This is a genomic window from Ruegeria sp. P8, from assembly GCF_056534665.1.
On the sequence record NZ_JBQERC010000002.1, the window covers coordinates 361,715 to 379,061 of the forward strand.

General features: G+C 58.0%; 17 protein-coding genes. 10 read left to right on the forward strand and 7 right to left on the reverse strand.

Annotated elements, in window-relative coordinates; genetic code table 11:
- Positions 1-3: 3 nt before the first annotated feature.
- Both ctaA and ACR0BZ_RS05175 read right to left on the reverse strand, forming a co-directional pair.
- Entirely contained in the window at positions 4-1,149 is a 1,146-nt protein-coding gene (ctaA, locus tag ACR0BZ_RS05170) for a heme A synthase (RefSeq protein WP_480919627.1), read from the reverse strand.
- 59 nt (positions 1,150-1,208) lie between these two features.
- Complete coding sequence (locus ACR0BZ_RS05175) at positions 1,209-1,952, reverse strand: RNA methyltransferase (RefSeq protein ID WP_480480728.1); 744 nt, start codon at positions 1,950-1,952, stop codon at positions 1,209-1,211.
- Between the two features lie 154 nt (positions 1,953-2,106).
- On the opposite strand from ACR0BZ_RS05175, the gene ACR0BZ_RS05180 reads away from it, so the two are divergent.
- A complete protein-coding gene (locus ACR0BZ_RS05180) occupies positions 2,107-2,727 on the forward strand; it encodes a thiamine phosphate synthase (RefSeq protein ID WP_480564552.1) in 621 nt (206 codons plus the stop codon).
- On the opposite strand, the gene ACR0BZ_RS05185 is transcribed toward ACR0BZ_RS05180, so the two are convergent.
- The gene (locus ACR0BZ_RS05185) at positions 2,724-3,866 is read right to left on the reverse strand and encodes a HupE/UreJ family protein (protein ID WP_480919628.1); all 1,143 of its coding nucleotides are present in this window, start codon (positions 3,864-3,866) and stop codon (positions 2,724-2,726) included. The two genes, ACR0BZ_RS05180 and ACR0BZ_RS05185, sit on opposite strands and share 4 nt — an antisense overlap.
- 170 nt (positions 3,867-4,036) lie before the next feature.
- On the opposite strand from ACR0BZ_RS05185, the gene ACR0BZ_RS05190 reads away from it, so the two are divergent.
- The 3 genes from ACR0BZ_RS05190 to ACR0BZ_RS05200 all read left to right on the forward strand — a co-directional run bounded on the left by ACR0BZ_RS05190 (position 4,037) and on the right by ACR0BZ_RS05200 (position 6,584).
- Entirely contained in the window at positions 4,037-4,930 is an 894-nt protein-coding gene (locus ACR0BZ_RS05190) for a PfkB family carbohydrate kinase (RefSeq protein ID WP_267365241.1), read from the forward strand.
- The gene (locus ACR0BZ_RS05195; RefSeq protein ID WP_480919629.1) at positions 4,927-5,838 is read left to right on the forward strand and encodes a pseudouridine-5'-phosphate glycosidase; all 912 of its coding nucleotides are present in this window, start codon (positions 4,927-4,929) and stop codon (positions 5,836-5,838) included. The genes ACR0BZ_RS05190 and ACR0BZ_RS05195 overlap by 4 nt, the downstream gene beginning before the upstream one ends.
- Before the next feature lie 65 nt (positions 5,839-5,903).
- On the forward strand, positions 5,904-6,584 hold the full coding sequence (locus ACR0BZ_RS05200; RefSeq protein WP_480919630.1) for a DUF502 domain-containing protein: 681 nt from the start codon (positions 5,904-5,906) through the stop codon (positions 6,582-6,584).
- Here ACR0BZ_RS05200 and ACR0BZ_RS05205 read toward each other — a convergent pair whose 3' ends face one another.
- From ACR0BZ_RS05205 to ACR0BZ_RS05215, 3 genes are all read right to left on the reverse strand, one after another.
- Complete coding sequence (locus ACR0BZ_RS05205; RefSeq protein WP_480919751.1) at positions 6,585-7,610, reverse strand: patatin-like phospholipase family protein; 1,026 nt, start codon at positions 7,608-7,610, stop codon at positions 6,585-6,587.
- A gap of 64 nt (positions 7,611-7,674) precedes the next feature.
- Positions 7,675-8,448 (reverse strand): 3-hydroxybutyrate dehydrogenase, encoded by a 774-nt coding sequence (locus ACR0BZ_RS05210; RefSeq protein WP_480919631.1) that lies wholly within the window; start codon positions 8,446-8,448, stop codon positions 7,675-7,677.
- 137 nt (positions 8,449-8,585) lie between these two features.
- Positions 8,586-8,810 carry a hypothetical protein gene (locus ACR0BZ_RS05215; RefSeq protein ID WP_209599589.1) on the reverse strand — a complete coding sequence of 75 codons (225 nt, stop codon included), beginning with the start codon at positions 8,808-8,810 and terminating at the stop codon, positions 8,586-8,588.
- Between ACR0BZ_RS05215 and ACR0BZ_RS05220 the strand changes: the two genes are divergently transcribed.
- Both ACR0BZ_RS05220 and ACR0BZ_RS05225 read left to right on the forward strand, forming a co-directional pair.
- Complete coding sequence (locus ACR0BZ_RS05220) at positions 8,749-10,566, forward strand: extracellular solute-binding protein (RefSeq protein WP_480919632.1); 1,818 nt, start codon at positions 8,749-8,751, stop codon at positions 10,564-10,566. The genes ACR0BZ_RS05215 and ACR0BZ_RS05220 overlap by 62 nt on opposite strands.
- Positions 10,567-11,120: 554 nt before the next feature.
- The gene (locus tag ACR0BZ_RS05225; protein WP_209503780.1) at positions 11,121-11,360 is read left to right on the forward strand and encodes a hypothetical protein; all 240 of its coding nucleotides are present in this window, start codon (positions 11,121-11,123) and stop codon (positions 11,358-11,360) included.
- On the opposite strand, the gene ACR0BZ_RS05230 is transcribed toward ACR0BZ_RS05225, so the two are convergent.
- Positions 11,349-11,972 (reverse strand): helix-turn-helix domain-containing protein, encoded by a 624-nt coding sequence (locus ACR0BZ_RS05230; RefSeq protein ID WP_209503779.1) that lies wholly within the window; start codon positions 11,970-11,972, stop codon positions 11,349-11,351. The genes ACR0BZ_RS05225 and ACR0BZ_RS05230 overlap by 12 nt on opposite strands.
- Before the next feature lie 65 nt (positions 11,973-12,037).
- Here ACR0BZ_RS05230 and ACR0BZ_RS05235 point away from each other — a divergent pair, with 65 nt between their 5' ends.
- The 4 genes from ACR0BZ_RS05235 to ACR0BZ_RS05250 all read left to right on the forward strand — a co-directional run bounded on the left by ACR0BZ_RS05235 (position 12,038) and on the right by ACR0BZ_RS05250 (position 17,213).
- Positions 12,038-13,555: a class I adenylate-forming enzyme family protein gene (locus tag ACR0BZ_RS05235; protein ID WP_480919633.1), complete on the forward strand. Its 1,518-nt coding sequence runs from the start codon at positions 12,038-12,040 to the stop codon at positions 13,553-13,555.
- Positions 13,552-14,211, forward strand: coding sequence for a DsbA family oxidoreductase (locus tag ACR0BZ_RS05240; RefSeq protein ID WP_480919634.1), 660 nt, complete (start codon positions 13,552-13,554; stop codon positions 14,209-14,211). The genes ACR0BZ_RS05235 and ACR0BZ_RS05240 overlap by 4 nt, the downstream gene beginning before the upstream one ends.
- Positions 14,212-14,287: 76 nt before the next feature.
- Positions 14,288-15,496, forward strand: coding sequence for a multidrug effflux MFS transporter (locus ACR0BZ_RS05245; protein WP_480919635.1), 1,209 nt, complete (start codon positions 14,288-14,290; stop codon positions 15,494-15,496).
- Positions 15,497-15,554: 58 nt separating this feature from the next.
- On the forward strand, positions 15,555-17,213 hold the full coding sequence (locus ACR0BZ_RS05250) for a tetratricopeptide repeat protein (protein WP_480919636.1): 1,659 nt from the start codon (positions 15,555-15,557) through the stop codon (positions 17,211-17,213).
- Positions 17,214-17,347: the final 134 nt, after the last annotated feature.

Consider the following 17,347-nt stretch of genomic DNA (forward strand, 5'->3'; position numbering starts at 1 on the left):
ATTTTAAACTCCGCGCACAGATGTTGCGATTGGATAAGCCGTGAGGAACCGCGCGCGCAGGATCAGCGTCCAAACGATGACGGCCATAAACTGGTGGAAGATAGCGACCTGCCATGGCGCGCCGTAAACCACGGTCACGATGCCGACGACGACCTGTAACGAAAGCGCGGCGAAAGCAGCGTTGAAGGCAAAACGCGTCTGCGGATGCGCGCTGCCGCTGCCACGTCGCCAGACGACAACAGCGAAGATGAACAGCAGATACCCTACACACCGGTGGATGAACTGTACCAGACCGGGGCTTTCAAAGAAGTTTCGCCACATCGGTTCCAACATAGTCGCATCCGGTGGAAGCAATTGCCCCCCCATCAGCGGCCAGTCGGTGTAAGACCGCCCGGCGTCAATCCCAGCAACCAGCGCGCCGATGAGTATTTGTAAAAAGGCGAAATGCATCAGACCGGTGGACAGTGAGAACAGTTTGGCCTCTTTCGCGCGGCGCGCCTGCATCAGGTCGCGTTCTTCGCGGCCCAGTTCAAAGATGTACCAGGCCAAAAATCCCAGGATCACAAAAGCCAGCCCCAAGTGTGTTGCCAGACGGTAACTTGCGACGGCCGTCATGCCTTCACCCTGAGTGACACCCGAAGCCACCATCCACCAACCAACAGCGCCCTGCAGACCGCCAAGAAGACCCGGAACGATCAGCTTTCCCGTCCACCCTGTCGGGATCTTGCGGGTGAGAAGAAAGGTCAGAAATCCAACGGCCCAGACCAGACCGATCATGCGACCCAACTGACGATGGCCCCACTCCCACCAATAGATGGATTTGAAATCACCCAGCTCCATCCACTGGTTCTGGATGCGCCATTGGTCAATCTGCTTGTACTTGTCGAACTCTGCCTGCCAGGCTGTCTCGGTCATCGGTGGCAAAGCTCCGGTGATCGGTCGCCATTCGGTGATCGACAGGCCGCTGTCGGTCAGGCGCGTCAAGCCGCCAACCGCGATCATCACAACAACCAGAGCAAACAGGATCATCAGCCAGACGCGGATAGTATTGCGCGCGCCGCCGCGCCCCCGGTCGATCATACCGGGTTGAACCGCCTGTTGTTTTTCGGTGTCCGTGACCTCTTCGAAGATGCTGCGCTTACCGCTCATGCTGTCCTCATGTCCTGATTTCGTCGCAAGCTAGGGCTTGGGTGAAGATAGGTCCAGCCTCAGCCTTTATCCTTCCAGCGGACCATCTGCCGCATGATCCCGTGCAACATCTGCACATCGGCCCGCGTCATTCGCATCCGCGACCACAGGTTGCGCAGGTTAACCTTCATCCCTTCGGCCTTTTCGGGAGGGTAGAAGAACCCCGCCTCCTCCAGCCTGTCCTCGTAATGCTCGACAAGTTTTTCGACTTCGATCCCCGTGGCCCAGTCGCCTTTGCCCAGGTCGGTCGACTCATGCACTACATCCCCGGTCTGGCGCATCCACTCATAGGCGGTCAGCAATACGCATTGACCAAGGTTCAGCGAGGCATATTCCGGGTTCACCGGCACCGAGATGATCGCGTTGGCCTTGGCGATGTCTTCATTCTCTAGCCCCGCGCGTTCAGGGCCGAACAGAACGGTAACCTTCTCGCCTGCCGCGATCTTTCCGGCGGCAATCTTCATTGCGTGTTCTGGGCTGTAGACAGGTTTGGTCAAGCCCCGCTGACGGGCTGTCGTGGCGAAGACAAACGTGCTGTCGGCCAGCGACCCGGCCAAGTCGTCAAACAGCTGCGCCTCATCCAGCAAGCGCCCTGCGCCGCTGGACATTGCCACCGCTTTGGGGTTCGGCCAGCCGTCACGCGGGGCCACGATACGCATCCGGTCAAGCCCAAAGTTCCACATCGCCCGCGCAGCAGCACCGATGTTTTCACCCATTTGCGGGCGCACAAGCACGAAGGAAGGCTGGGGTTTGTCGCTGGGCATGGCTCACCTTAAGAAAACTTGGCCTGCTGTAATTGGCAGGCTCTTGCAGGGCAAGGCGCAGGGGCGTTATTTGCAGGCTCTGATCCATAAAAGTTTGCTTCCCAGCCGCAATCCGCTAAACCGCGCCAAAGACTGAAAGCCGAAGGACGCGCCCATGGACACCCCCGAGCAGCCGCAGATTTACCTGATCACGCCTCCGACCATCGAGTTGAGCACGTTCACGAACAAGCTGGCGACTGTGCTGGACGGGGTCGAGATTGCCTGTATCCGCCTCGCGTTGGCCGGAAGCGACGAAGATACCATCGCCCGTGCAGCGGACGCTTGTCGCGAAGTCGCCCATTCGCGCGACGTGGCCATCGTGATCTCGAACCATGTATTGCTGGCGCAGCGTCTGGGGCTGGACGGGGTGCACCTGGATGATGCTGCACGCTCGGTCCGCACCGCGCGCAAGGAACTGGGCGCCGATGCAATCGTCGGAAGCTTTTGCGGCGCGTCCAGCCATGATGGCATGACTGCTGGTGAAAACGGAGCGGATTATGTGGCCTTCGGTCCTGTCGGCTCGGCCAAACTGAGGGACGGGACCCGCGCCGAAAAGGACCTGTTCCAATGGTGGTCCGAGATGATCGAGGTTCCGGTTGTGGCCGAAGGTGGGTTGACGCCCGAATTGATCCGCGATCTGGCCCCCTGCACCGATTTCTTTGGCATCGGCGATGAGATCTGGGGCAGTGACGATCCGCTTGGCGCACTGAAAATGCTGCTGGCCGCGTTGCCTTAACCCTGCACCCAAGGCTCGACTATCCAGTAGACCCCGGCACCTGCAATCAGCATCGAGGCCAGAACCGATACCCGGCCTCGTATACGGTGTGAGCCGCCAGAAAACAAAAGCGCCAGAGCAAGCCCGGCAAGGGCCACGGCAAAAAGCGGCAGAATATTCCCGGCGCCAAAGCCCAAGATGGCCGGGGGCAGATGATCTGGCGGCACCCCGATGCCGATCAGGGCCGAGGCAAATACCAGACCTTGAAGACCGCCAATGGCGAGAACGGCCAGCAAACGCCAGACCTGCAATCGCCGGGCAACCAGGTTCCACAGCGCCAGAACGATGGTCGAAGCCACCAGAACCGGGGCCTCTCTCACTTTTCCTGCATCCAATACGCCATACAAACCCAGCCCAAGCCCGATCAGAGCGCCCGCTGACAGGAACACCAGTTGAGATACCACTGGGCGCAATTTCAAAGACAGAAACACTAGCGCCAAAACAAGAATGGATGGCTTAATTGGGTTTCGGAGAAACTGATCGACCCCTTTTGTGAAATATGTCTGCAATGTTTGTTGCGTTGTCAGAGACGCCCCGCCTTGCAAGGGGATCAGCGGGCTGGCTTCACCGGCAGCCAAATACCCGGTGTATGGCGCCGCGACATTTTGCTGTCGCAGAACGATGGCTCCGCTTTCTGACGGCCAGATCAGACGCAGGTTTGACGCCTGATCGGGCAAAGGAGCAGTCAGTAACAGTTTGGAAACCCGCACTTTCTCCGTTTCTCCCACAACAGGAATACGCACACCTTCATAAGATAAACTCAATCGCTCTGGTGCCTCCACGATAAGATTATGTTTCCAGAGCTGAACGAACTCTCTGATCTGGGGTTCCAGCTCAGAGGAAACCAGTCGCCGCAAGGATTTGTAGTTTGGATCGTCGGAAAACGCAGCGGGCTGCGCGGGATTGTTCCCGGTTAATATAGCCTCGGCATTCCATTTCAACTCTAGAAACAAAGTGTCGGACTTGACCCAGAAATCAACGACGGTCGGCGGGGCGGATTGCGCTCTGCCGGATCCGGGATGCAAAGCTACAAGAACAAAAAAACTTAGGGCACAGGTTTTGAGGGTTCGAAAGATGGCGCGGAAAACAGGGCCATTCATACGAAAAGCTCCAACAGGAAAATCAAATCACCAATCATTGGTTTCGATTGTTCCCGCGAAGGCCGCAGATCGCAAGCCCAAAGGGCATATCGGACCTGTGCACCGTAAATCTCTGATTGCGGTAACGTTCTGACTTGCATGGGCATCACCGCTGCGGCATGACGTCCTTTATGACTCAGAACAGTAATATCCTGTGTATCGGTTCGGTCCTGTGGGACGTGATCGGACGATCGGCCAGTGCCATGCGGCAAGGCTCGGACGTGCCTGGCCGGATTACCCGCCTGCCGGGTGGTGTTGCGATGAACATAGCCATGACGCTGGTGCGTTTTGGTATGACGCCAACCCTGCTGACCGCCATTGGCCGCGACCCCGAGGGCGACGAGCTGATTCATGCCTGTTCCCGCCTCGGTATGATCACGGATCACATCTATCGATCGCAGGACCTGCCGACCGACCGATATATGGCCGTCGAAGGTGCCAACGGGTTGATCGCGGCCATTGCCGACGCGCATTCGCTGGAAGCCGCTGGCGCTAAAATACTGCGTCCGCTGATGCACGGCCCGCTTGGCTATGAAAACACGCCCTTTGAGGGGCCCATTGCGCTTGACGGCAACCTGACCCTGAACCTGCTGGAAGAAATCGCCCAAAGCCCTGCATTTGCCCGTGCCGATCTGCGTGTTGCCCCGGCCTCGCCCGGTAAGGCCGAGCGCCTGTTGCCCTTCCTGAAACATGCCCGCGCCACGCTTTATGTGAACCTCGAAGAAGCAGGAATATTGTGCCAGCGTGAATTCACCGATTCTGAATCTGCCGCAAAGGGCCTTCTGGATCGTGGCGCACTGCGCGTGCTGGTCACCGATGGCGGCAGCTCGGCCACGATCGGCAGTTCGGACGAAATTCTGACCCAAACACCCCCCTCCGTTCTGGTCACCCGTGTGACCGGCGCCGGGGATACCTTCATGGCGGCTCATATCGCCTCAGAATCCGGCGGCGCATCGAGTGATGAGGCTCTGACCCGCGCTCTGCATGCCGCAGCAACCTACGTTTCCGGAGAAACCCCACTGTGATTGACATTCAATATTCAGCCGAGGTCCGCGCCGCCAAGGACGCGGGTCATCCCATCGTTGCGCTGGAAAGCACCATCATCACCCATGGCATGCCCTACCCGCAAAACGTCGAAGTTGCAGCGCAGGTCGAACAGGACATCCGCGATGCGGGGGCGGTTCCGGCGACCATGGCGGTGATTGAAGGCAAATTGCACGTGGGGCTCGAGCCTGACCAGTTGCAATGGCTGGGTCAGGCGCAAGGCGTTGCCAAAATCTCGCGCGCGGATATGGCCGCCTGCATCTCGACCGGTGGTACCGGAGCCACAACCGTCGCCGCCACCATGATCGCCGCGCATTATGCCGGGATCGAGGTATTTGCCACCGGCGGCATCGGCGGCGTGCATCAAGGCGCCGAAACCACGTTCGACATCTCGGCTGATCTGCACGAACTTGGCCATACACCAGTCACCGTCGTCGCAGCTGGGGCAAAGGCCATCCTCGATCTGGCCAAAACTCTTGAGGTTCTGGAAACACTGGGGGTGCCCGTCATCGCCCATGGTCAGGACGCGTTCCCTGCCTTCTGGTCTGCAAAATCACCCTATGCCGCCCCCCTGCGCATGGACACGCCAGAAGCTATCGCCAAGGCCCACGCAACCCGTCGCGCGTTGGGCCTGCCCGGCGGGCAGCTTGTGGCCAACCCGATCCCGATCGCGGATCAGATCCCTGCCGAAATACTGGCCCCCATCATCGCCGAGGCGCAGGCTGATGCAGTTGCGCATCGGATTACCGGAAAAGATGTGACGCCTTATCTGCTGCAACGTATCTTTGAAATGACCGAAGGCCGTTCGCTGACCGCCAACATTGCCCTTGTGCGCAACAATGCGCGCCTCGCTGCGGCGATTGCACGGGCACTGGTAGAACAGGGATAACGCAAGCCTATTGTGCCAAAGCCACCGATTGACTACCTAAATCCCGACAACCACTCGGAACCAAGATGAATACACCGTTCGACGAAGAACCGCATCATCGCCGCCCAGGCATGCTGGCACGGCTGCGCGCGTCGTTCCTGACGGGGCTGGTTGTCATTGCACCGGTCTGGCTGACGATCTGGCTGATCTGGTCTGTTGTCGGTTGGATCGACAGCGCGGTCCTGCCGCTGGTGCCTCATCAGTTCCAACCGGAACAATACGTTGGTATCAACCTGCGCGGTGTGGGTGTGGTGATCTTCCTGATCTTTACCGTGATCGTAGGGTGGATCGCCAAAGGAATTCTGGGGCGGTCCCTGATCCTGTTCGCCGAAAGCGTGGTAGATCGGATGCCGGTCGTCCGCTCGATCTATTCCGGGATCAAACAAATCTCGGAAACCGTATTTGCCCAAACCGAACGCTCTTTTGAAAAGGCTTGCCTGATCCAGTACCCCCGCCGTGGGATCTGGGCCATTGGGTTCGTCTCGACAACCGCCAAAGGCGAAATCAGCAAACGTGCAGAAACCGGAGGAGAGCTGCTCAGCGTCTTTGTTCCGACCACCCCCAACCCGACCTCGGGCTTTTTGCTGTTTTTTCCGGCGGAAGACGTCATTATGCTGGACATGACAATTGAGGATGCCGCGAAACTGGTGATTTCGGCCGGGCTCGTTTATCCCAACGAAAAAGACCCCACGCAACCGCCCGAGTGATTAACCGAACATGGCTGGCAGATCGACAGTACTGGTCTGACTCAGATCGCTCTTATGCTTGGCCAGAAAACGATCCGCCGCCGCCCGCCCCGCCTGTTTCAGCTTGTGCAATATAACCGGGTTGGGCACGGTTTTTGTGGCAACAGACAGGCTGCTCATCAACTCGTTATCCGCAATCATATGCACCAGGACGCGGCTCATGTCCCCGGCCTTCAGCTTGCCCTCTTTCAAAAGCCGCTGAACAAAGCTGATTGCCCGCAATTCGCGAAACAGGGATGAATTGAAGCTGATCTCGTTGATCCGGTTCTGGATCTGCTGCGGTGTGACCGGCACCGCGTCGCGCTCCAACGGGTTGATATTCACGATCACCACATCATCCGGCAGATCAGTGTTGAACAGCGGATAGAGCGCCGGATTACCAGTATATCCGCCATCCCAATAAGCCTCGATCCGGTTCGTCTTTGGATCAAATATCTCGACTGCCTTGAACAGTGTCGGCAGGCAGGCCGAAGCCAGAATAGCATCTGTCGAGACCTCCTCGCCGGTAAACACCCGGATCTTACCGCTTCTCACACAGGTGGCGCACACAAACAGGCGGGGTCCCGCATCGGCGCAAACTTCCGCAAAATTGAACCTGTCCACCACCGGCTCCAGCGGATTGCTGTAGAATGGACCATAGGCATAAGGCGACACCATCCGCGACCAGGCATCACCAATGGAAAACGGCACCGAATATTCCATCGCCTGCGCGATTGCGGCCGGTTCCAACCCGCGAAACCAATTGGCAATGCGCATGTCACCAATCGCGCCCATACGCCTCCAAAGCCCATCCAGTTGCGCGCGCGCGCCCTCGCGTCCTGAATGAACCATCCCCGATTTAAACGCCGCACCATTCAACGCACCGGCAGATGTTCCGGTGATAGCGGCAACCTCGATGTCTTCTTCATCCAGCAGACGGTCAAGCACACCCCAGGTGAACGCCCCATGCGCACCGCCGCCCTGCAAAGCCAGATTGATCCGTATCACAGCCCTCACCCTTCATCTTTTCAAAAATACTCCGGGGGTTTGGGGGCAGCGCCCCCAAGGCCAATCACAAGGCGGTCCAGCCGCCATCGACAGAAACCGTGGTTCCCGTGATCTGCGCCGCCGCGTCTGAGCACAGGAAAATGGTTGTTCCGCCCAGTTGCTCAACCGTGGCGAATTCCTTGGAAGGTTGCCGTTCCAGAAGCACGTTTTTCACAACCTCCTCGCGGCTCATATTATATTCTTTCATTGTGTTCGGGATCTGGGCCTCGACCAGAGGCGTCAGCACATAGCCCGGGCAAATAGCGTTGCAGGTGATCGGTTCTTGCGCGGTTTCCAGTGCAACGGTCTTGGTCATCCCCACCACCCCGTGCTTGGCGGCAACATAGGCTGCCTTGAACGGCGACGCCGTCAGGCCGTGAGCCGATGCAATATTCACTATCCTACCCCATCCCGCCTTGCGCATCATCGGCAGCGCGGCAGCGGTCGTGTGAAAGGCCGAGTTCATGTTGATCGCGATAATCGCATCCCATTTATCCACCGGGAACTGATCGATCGGGGATACATGTTGAATGCCCGCGTTGTTCACGAGAATGTCGCAAGATCCGGCCTGTTCAATCAGCGCGCGGCACTCGTCACCTTTTGACATGTCCGCCTTGATGTAACGTGCTTTGGTTCCGGTCTCTTTGGCAATCTCAGCGGCCAGCGCGTGATCTTCGTCACGGTCCGTAAAGGAATTCAGGACGACATCCGCTCCGGCCTTCGCCAGCTCGCGCGCGACCCCCAGACCGATGCCAGAATTAGATCCCGTGATGATTGCTGTTTTGCCGGAAAGGCTCATGACCGTTCTCCCTGATGCAATGATTTGGTGCACAATGCCATGCTGCACCTGCAAAGAAAACGGGGAAACACACCGGTCCGAAATCCCAGCCTGACACTTCTCAAGCAGCCAAAAAAAACGCCCGCACGAAGCGGGCGTTAAGTTATTGAGGCAGGTTTCATACAGGCAAGAAACCTATCGAGCAGTGCATCCTTTATAAGCAATTCCACGCCTTCGTCCAAGCTAAAAGTTTGATAATATGAAAAATCATCACTACGGTGAATCCCAACAAAATAAGGCCAGAGCAGGATTGTTTCCAAAATGAGCCCGGATTTTCTCCGACCGTTTCGACCACTTGTGGCGGGAATCGCCAGCATTTTCATGATCTCTGTCGCCCATGCAGAATCGTCTCATGGCATAGCTATGTATGGGGACCCGGCCCTACCACCGGATTTTGTGTCCCTACCCTATGCCAACCCCGATGCGCCCAAAGGCGGTAAAGTCGTTTTCGGAAATACCGGCGGCTATAACAGCCTGAACCCGTTTTTGCAAAAAGGCACCTCGCCCTGGCAATTGCCTTTTTGGACCCATGAAAGCCTGATGGGGCGATCCTGGGACGAACCTTTCACACTTTACGGGCTGTTAGCCGAATCAGTTGAGACGGCTCCGGACCGGTCGTGGGTTGAATTTACCCTACGGGAAGAGGCCCGTTTTTCTGACGGCACCCCGGTCACGATTGACGACGTGATCTGGTCATACGATACGCTCGGTACTCAGGGGCATCTGCGCTATCGCGGTTTTTGGGACAAGATCGACAGGATCGAACAGACTGGCCCGCGTTCGGTTCGGATTACTTTCAACGTGCCGGATCGCGAACTTGCCCTTCTCGCAGGGATGCGTCCGATCCTGCAAAAGGCGCAGTGGCAGGACAAGGAATTTGCCGACGCCGCTTTGCACGATGTCCCAATCGGCACCGGCCCTTATGTGATCGAAAGCTATGAGGCGGGGCGCTATGTGAACCTTCGTCGCAACCCCGAATATTGGGGGCAGGATATCCCGTTCCGTCGCGGCACCATGAATCTGGATGAAATGCGGATCGAGTTCTACGGCGACGGCAGCGTCCTGTTCGAAGCCTTCAAAGCCGGTGAGCTATCAGCGGTGCGTGAGTTCAACGGCGACAAATGGGACACGCAATACAGCTTCCCCGCCGTTCAGCGCGGCGATGTCATCAAGACCGAGATCCCGCATGGCAAACCGTCAGGCATGACCGGGTTCGTGATGAACACCCGCAAGGCCCCGTTCGACGACTGGCGCGTTCGCGAGGCCCTGACGCTGGCCTTCAATTTCGAGTTCATCAACGACACGATCACTGGTGGGGCGCAGCCACGGATTACGTCCTACTTTTCAGGCTCAGAGCTGGCCATGCAGCCCGGACCGGCCCAAGGGCAGGTAAAAGCCCTGCTGGAACCCTTTGCCTCGGATCTGATCCCCGGCACGCTGGAGGGGTACGAACTGCCGAAGGGCGACGGTTCAGCCCGCAACCGCGCAAATATTCGCAAAGCCACCAAACTGTTGACCGAAGCGGGTTGGACCGTTCAGGACGGGGTTCTGCACAACACGAATGGTGATCCGTTCAAAATGACGGTCTTGCTACAGCAGGGGGATAGCGAGATGGCGTCGGTGGTCGAGATTTATTCCCGCGCGCTTGAACGACTTGGCATTCAGATCACAACGGAACAGGTTGACAACGCGCAGTATGTCGGGCGCACCGGAGAGCTGGATTTTGATGTTACGCCTTTCCGGCGTGCTCTTTCACTGTCTCCCGGCAACGAACAGCGTTTGTATTGGGGAAGCGAGAACGCGGACACACCCGGTACACGCAACCTGATGGGCGTGGCCTCGCCCGCTGTTGATGCTATGATTGACGCCATGCTCGCCTCGGAAACACCTGAAGATTTTACCGCTGCAACCCGCGCGCTTGATCGAGTTCTGACAGCCGGTCGCTATGTCATCCCGATCTGGAGTTTTGATGTCGGGCGGATTGCCCACATCCGCGAGCTCAAGTTCCCTGAGACTGTGCCAATCTATGGCGACGGACCGCAATACATGCCGGAAGTGTGGTGGTACGACGCCGGGTAATCACGTGAACATCAGGGCAGCCGGGCTTTGCACGACACCGGCTGTTCTCCGCGGGGTGTTGGCGGACCCCTTGAAAAACGCGATTCCTTCTCGCTTCCAGCACGATTGGCCCCGGAAAACTACGCCTGTCGGCGGAATTCAGCACATGGCCATCACACTCAGGGAAACGTTTGGCGACAGCAGGTCACAGCCTCACATGCAAGCCATATCGGGCGCCGGATGATCCCATGAGACGCACCTTCAGCCTGCTTCGGTCAACGTTAAAAGCTGCATTGAATCGCGGTATTTAGACATAGCCCAAAGATGGAGGTCGCCTTTGCAACCTGCGCGCCGGGAATACCCGGTTCCGTACCAAACAGGTCTCCTGATCCGCAGGTACTTTCAACAGTTTCAAGCCTGCTGCCCTGTTGCGGCAGGTATTGCAGAGGCACAATCTTGTAAAAGGAATGCAGTGGCATGCTGCGACATTTTGTCATGTCTTCCCTAACGGCACCCATTACGTACCCTAAAGAGGGGGAGAGCAGTCCTAATCGCTACATAAGGAAAGCTCATACATGATGAACTGGACGGATCTGACACAAGACTGGAATGCGGCCTACGCACGTGCAAAGCGGCGTTTTCCGAATTTGCGTGACCAGGACATGATGCGCGTATCAAAAGATCGTAAAGGGTTCGAAGCCTATCTGGCAGAGCGTCACCAGTTAACCATGAACGAAGCTCATGAAGAGGTCGAAGATTTCCTGTTCACCGAAGGTCTGAACAGAGAATTCTGCCGCGCGTCGCTAAGCAAGTGATGTGACCCAAAGGATTGTCGCATCTTCGTCACTGACGGAGATTACGTTATGGCCCATGCTGCCATCGTAATAGGCGCTGTCACCCCTGCGCATTTCAACCGGCTCATAGAATTCGGTATAAAGCCGGACAACACCGGTCAGAACATACATGAACTCTTCGCCATCGTGGCGCACCCAGCCGTCGAATTCGTCCATGGATCGCGCCCGAACCCGCGCACGGTAGGGCAGCATGTGCTTCTTGGTCAGGGTTTCGGCCAGCAACTCATGCTCGTAGGTCGTTGTCGCGTGGGCCGCCCCTTCGCCCATCCGGGTAATCGCCATCCGTCCGATGACCTGGTCCCGCTGCGGCGGTGTGAAAAGCTGAGGCACCGAGATTTCCAACCCAACCGCAAGCTTTTTGAGCGCGTCATAGGTAGGTGACATCTGCCCGTTCTCGATCTTGCTGAGCGTCGAACGGGCCAAACCGGCCTGACTGGCGGCCTGCTCCAGCGTCCATTTCCGCGCTTTTCGCAATTCGCGCACGCGCGCGCCAAGGTCCAGCGGTTCAACTTCGGTGTGATCGCCGGAATCGCGGGCAATTCGGATCAGGGATTTGGGATCTTGGGTGCTCATGCCATTCTCTATAGGCTTGGCCAGCCGCGCTTGCAACGCGCCAGACACCGCGTTAGCCAATGGCCATGTTATCTGTCTTCGATCAGGGGGCGCCCGCGCCCTGCCCCGCACCGTTCAATCTGGCGGCGCATGTCCTTGGCCGTGCCGATCAGGTCCCTGACAAAGTGGCGTTGTCGGTACTAATGCCCCACGGCGCGCAGGACTGGACCTATCGCGACCTGCAATCTGCCGTGTTGGGCACAGGCGCGGGGTTGCTGCAATCAGGTCTGACACCCGGCGATACCGTTCTGATGCGGCTCGGCAATACGGTGGAATTCCCGATTGCCTATCTGGGCGCGATTTCAGTGGGTATCATTCCGGTGCCGACTTCGTCGCAACTGACGGAACCCGAAACCGCCAGAATGATCGACGATCTGTCCCCGGCTGCGGTTCTTCGTGATCCCGCTGTCTCATGCGCACCTCATCCCAGACAGATCGAATTGGATGCATTAAAGGCCATGCGCGACATTCCACCCGCCAGCTATGACCTGGGCGACCCCGAGCGCATGGCATATGTCGTCTACACCTCGGGAACCTCGGGCAGTCCGCGCGCCGTGGCCCATGCCCATCGGGCAATCTGGGCGCGGCAGTTGATGGTCGATGGTTGGTATGGTCTACGCACGTCCGATCGGCTGTGTCACGCCGGAGCGTTAAACTGGACCTATACACTTGGCACCGGTCTGATGGACCCGTGGACCATCGGCGCAACCGCCTTGATCCCGGAACCGGGCACGGACATCTCCGCCCTGCCCGCTCTGCTCCGCCAGCATTGCGCAACGATCTTTGCCGCGGCACCGGGGGTCTTTCGCAAATTGGTGCAAGAGTATGAGCAAATCAGCTTACCTGACCTGCGCCACGGTTTATGCGCGGGGGAAAAGCTGTCGCGCGCACTGCACGAGAAATGGCTAAGCGCCACCGGTACGGAATTGTTCGAAGCCTATGGTATGTCCGAATGCTCGACCTTCATATCCTCCAGCCCGGCCCACCCTGCGCGCGGCGACGCATTGGGGCACCCGCAACCGGGCCGTCGCGTGGCCATTCTGGGCCCGGACGGCCCGGTGCCGCAGGGGCAAGAAGGCACCATCGCCATTCATCAGTCTGACCCTGGATTGATGCTGACCTACCTCAATGCACCGGATGAAGTTGAAACCCGGATGCAAGGCGAATGGTTCCTGACCGGAGATCAAGGGGCAATGGCTGTGGACGGCCAGATCAGTTATCTGGGCCGGGACGACGACATGATGAATGCCGGAGGCTACCGCGTATCCCCGGTCGAGGTCGAAGCCGCCCTGTCCCGTTTTCCCGGTATCACGCAGGTCGGCGCGGCCGCGGTCGAGGTCAAACCGGACACATTTGTGATAGCAGCCTTCTATACCGGCCCGGAAAAGCTGGACGATGCGGCCCTGCGCGCCTATGTCGAGGCCAATCTGGCACGTTATAAACAACCGCGCGCCTTCATCCACCTGTCTGCGCTGCCCACCGGCGGCAACGGCAAACTCCTGCGCCGGGCGTTGCCGGCCTATTTCGAGGCACCAGCCACATGACCCAGACCGTCAAGCTCGACATCCTGTCTGATCCGATCTGCCCGTGGTGCTATATCGGCAAAACGCATCTGGACAAAGCATTGGCCAATGTGCCCCAGCACCCTTTTGTCATCGAATGGCATCCGTTTCAGTTGAACCCTGATATGCCGGACGCAGGTATGGATCGTCGCGAATATCTGGAACGCAAGTTCGGTGGCAAGGACGGTGCCCTACGTGCTTATGCGCCCGTGGTTGAACACGCTGAAAACGCCGGTCTGAAGATCGACTTCGAAGGCATGAAACGCACACCCAATACTCTGGATGCACATCGCCTGATCCATTGGGCCGGGATCGAAGGCAAACAGAATGCTGTCGTCGATGCGCTGTTCGATGCCTACTTCGTTCAGGCCCGCGATATCGGCGACCCCGAGGTCCTGTCCGACATCGCAGACAGTGCCGGAATGGATGCTGCGGTGGTCATGAAGCTGCTGAAATCCGACGCTGATCGCGAGGATATTCGCAACCGCGATACTCATTCTCGTGAAATGGGCGTCAGCTCGGTCCCGACCTACATAGTTGCCAATCAACATGCCGTTCCGGGTGCTCAACCGCTTGAAATGTGGGAGAAAGTGATCAGTGAGATTATATCTCAACTTGACACTTATCCTGCAGAATAGCACAGAGGTCTGTGCGAATTTCCAGTCTGGTCTAACCTGACCCGCCATGATAGCGCGAACAGGTTAGGAGTGCTTCATGGCCAACCGCATGTCGAAGGCGGAATTCATTGCGCTGATCGCAATGATGTTCGCCACTATCGCGTTTTCGATCGATTCAATGCTGCCCGCCCTGCCCGAAATCGGCGCGCAGCTCAGCCCTGATGACGTCAATCGCGCCCAACTGATCCTGACGTCCTTCGTTCTGGGAATGGGCATCGGTACATTCTTTACCGGCCCGCTATCGGATGCGCTGGGGCGTAAGCCGGTGATGTTTTGCGGAGCGCTTTTGTACATTGCGGCTTCGGCTGTTGCCTGGGCCAGTTCTTCGCTGGAACTGGTACTGATTGCGCGTGTTGTGCAGGGTCTGGGCGCTGCCGGGCCACGTGTCGTGGCGATGGCCATCACGCGTGACTTGTATTCGGGCCGGGAAATGGCACGCATCATCTCGATTGCCATGATGATCTTTACGTTGGTACCAGCAGCGGCTCCGATGCTGGGCGCGGGCGTTATAGCCCTCTTCGGTTGGCGCGGGATATTCATGTCCTTCATCCTGTTTGCCCTGATCGTCGTGATGTGGATGAGCACACGACTGCCCGAATCCCTGGCCGTCGAGAACCGCCGTCCCTTCCGTCTGCATCTGATGATTGCGGCCGTGAACGAAATGTTCGCCCATCCCACCGTGCGCTTGTCTATCTTCGTGCAGACCTTGTGCATGGGGATCTTGTTCACCATGCTGACTATGGTGCAGCCGGTCTATGACGTGATCCATGATCGGGCCGACAGCTTTCCCTTCTGGTTCGGATTTGTCGCCCTGATGTCAGGTTCGGCCAGCCTTTTGAACGCAGCTTTGGTGGTGCGCGTCGGGATGCGCCGGATGGTCACATTCGCCTTCGGCGCGCAGATTGCCATCACGTCTGTCGTCATCATCCTGAACATGGCGAACCTTTCACCCGATATGTCATTTGCCCTGTTTGTCTTCTGGCAGACGATGGTCTTTTTCATGGCTGGTGTAACCATCGGCAATCTGAATGCCATTGCCATGGAGCCCATGGGCCACATCGCAGGCATGGCCGCGTCGGTTGTCGGGTCGATCTCAACAGTAATGGCCGCGGCAATCGCCGCGCCGATCGGGCTTCTGTTCAACGGGTCCATCGCGCCTTTGACAATCGGCATTCTGAGTATGTGCGTTCTGGCATTTGGCCTGATGATCCACATGGGTCGCATCGAAGAACGGCTGCCAGCCTGACCTGTGAATCGCGGGTGAAACACGCTATCCTACCCAGAACTTAAGGGGAGGAACTGCGATGTGCGATTACTACGATCTGGGCAACTATTCCTGCCCGGTTTCCACTTCCAGCCCGGAAGCTCAGCTGTGGTTTGACCGTGGCCTGAACTGGACATACGGCTACAATCACGAAGAGGCGGTGGTCTGTTTTCAACGCGCGGCCGAGCATGATCCGAATTGCGCGATGGCCTATTGGGGTGTCGCGTATGCCGCCGGACCAAACTACAACCTCCCGTGGGACCTGCTGGATGAGAGAGGTCGGGAAGAAGCGTTGGCACGGTCTTACGACGCGATGCAGAAAGCCCTTGGTCTGCTGGCAAGGTGCACTGCCGTCGAACAGGCCCTGATTCAGGCCCTACCTGCGCGTTACCCGCAACGTAGTCCGGTGGAGGACATGCACCAATGGGACCACGGTTTTGCCGACGCGATGCGCACGGCATTTGCGGCACACCCGGACCACCTCGACTTGCGTACCATTTATGTCGAAGCGCTGCTGAACCTGACACCATGGCAGATGTGGGATCTGAAAACGGGCCAACCCGCCCAGGGCGCGGCAACGAAGGAAGCGCAGGATGCGCTTGAATGGGCAATGGCAAACGATCCGTCTGCGATGTCTCACCCAGGCCTGCTGCACCTCTATGTTCATCTGATGGAAATGTCTCCAACACCAGAGAAAGCCCTGAAAGCAGGGGATGTCCTGCGCACATTGGTTCCGGATGCAGGCCACTTGGTACATATGCCGACACATATCGATGTGCTCTGCGGACATTACCACAACGTTGTGCACTGGAACGAAAAAGCCTCGGAAGCCGACCTGAAATATTACGAGCGCGAAGGCGCGTTCAACATCTACACAGGCTATCGACAGCACAATTATCACTTTGCCATATACGGTGCGCTTTTTCTTGGACAGATGGAACCGGCCCTACGTGCCAATCAGGCATTGTGGGACACAACGCCGGAAGTATTGCTGCGCATCGAAAGCCCCCCGATGGCCGATTACTTCGAAAGCTACATGTCCATGGGCCCTCACATCCTGATCCGGTTTGGCCGCTGGGACGAGGCCAAGGCGCTGGAACTGCCCTCAGACCCAGACCTGTTCCGCACCCTGACGGCCACAACGCACTACGCGCGCGCCATCGCTCATGCAGCAACCGGTGATATCGCCAATGCCGAGGCCGAAGAAAATCTGTTTCTTGCCGCCAAAGAATGCGTTCCGGAAACACGTAGGCTGCACAACAACCGTGTGATTGACCTGCTGGAAATTGCGCGGGAAATGCTGCGTGGTGAGATCGAGTACCGCAAGGGCAAGTTTGAAATCGCGTTTGCCCATCTGCGCCGCTCGGTCGAGCTGGACGATACCTTGCCCTATGACGAACCCTGGGGATGGATGCAGCCCACCCGCCACGCGCTTGGCGCGTTGCTGTTCGAACAAGGTCATGCGGCGGAAGCGGAGGCCGTCTATCGCGAAGATCTTGGCCTTGGCGGCTCGCTCAGCCGCGCTTCGATCCATCCCGACAACGTGTGGAGCCTGAAGGGGCTGTACGATTGTCTCAAAGCCCGCGGGGAAGATGTTGAAATCCTACAGGTCAAACAACGGCTTGACCTGACGTTGGCCCGCGCCGACCGAATGGTAGCTGCGTCCTGCTTCTGTGCGCAGGCGGCAATGCGTAGCTAAAACGTCTTGATCGTGCTGACGCACGATGCCTCCGGCGGGGATATTTTTAGCCAGATGAAGCAGGGATCCGCTTCTTCATCTGGCCGTAAGTATCCCGGGGGAGATGCGCGGAACGCGCAGCGGGGGCAGAGCCC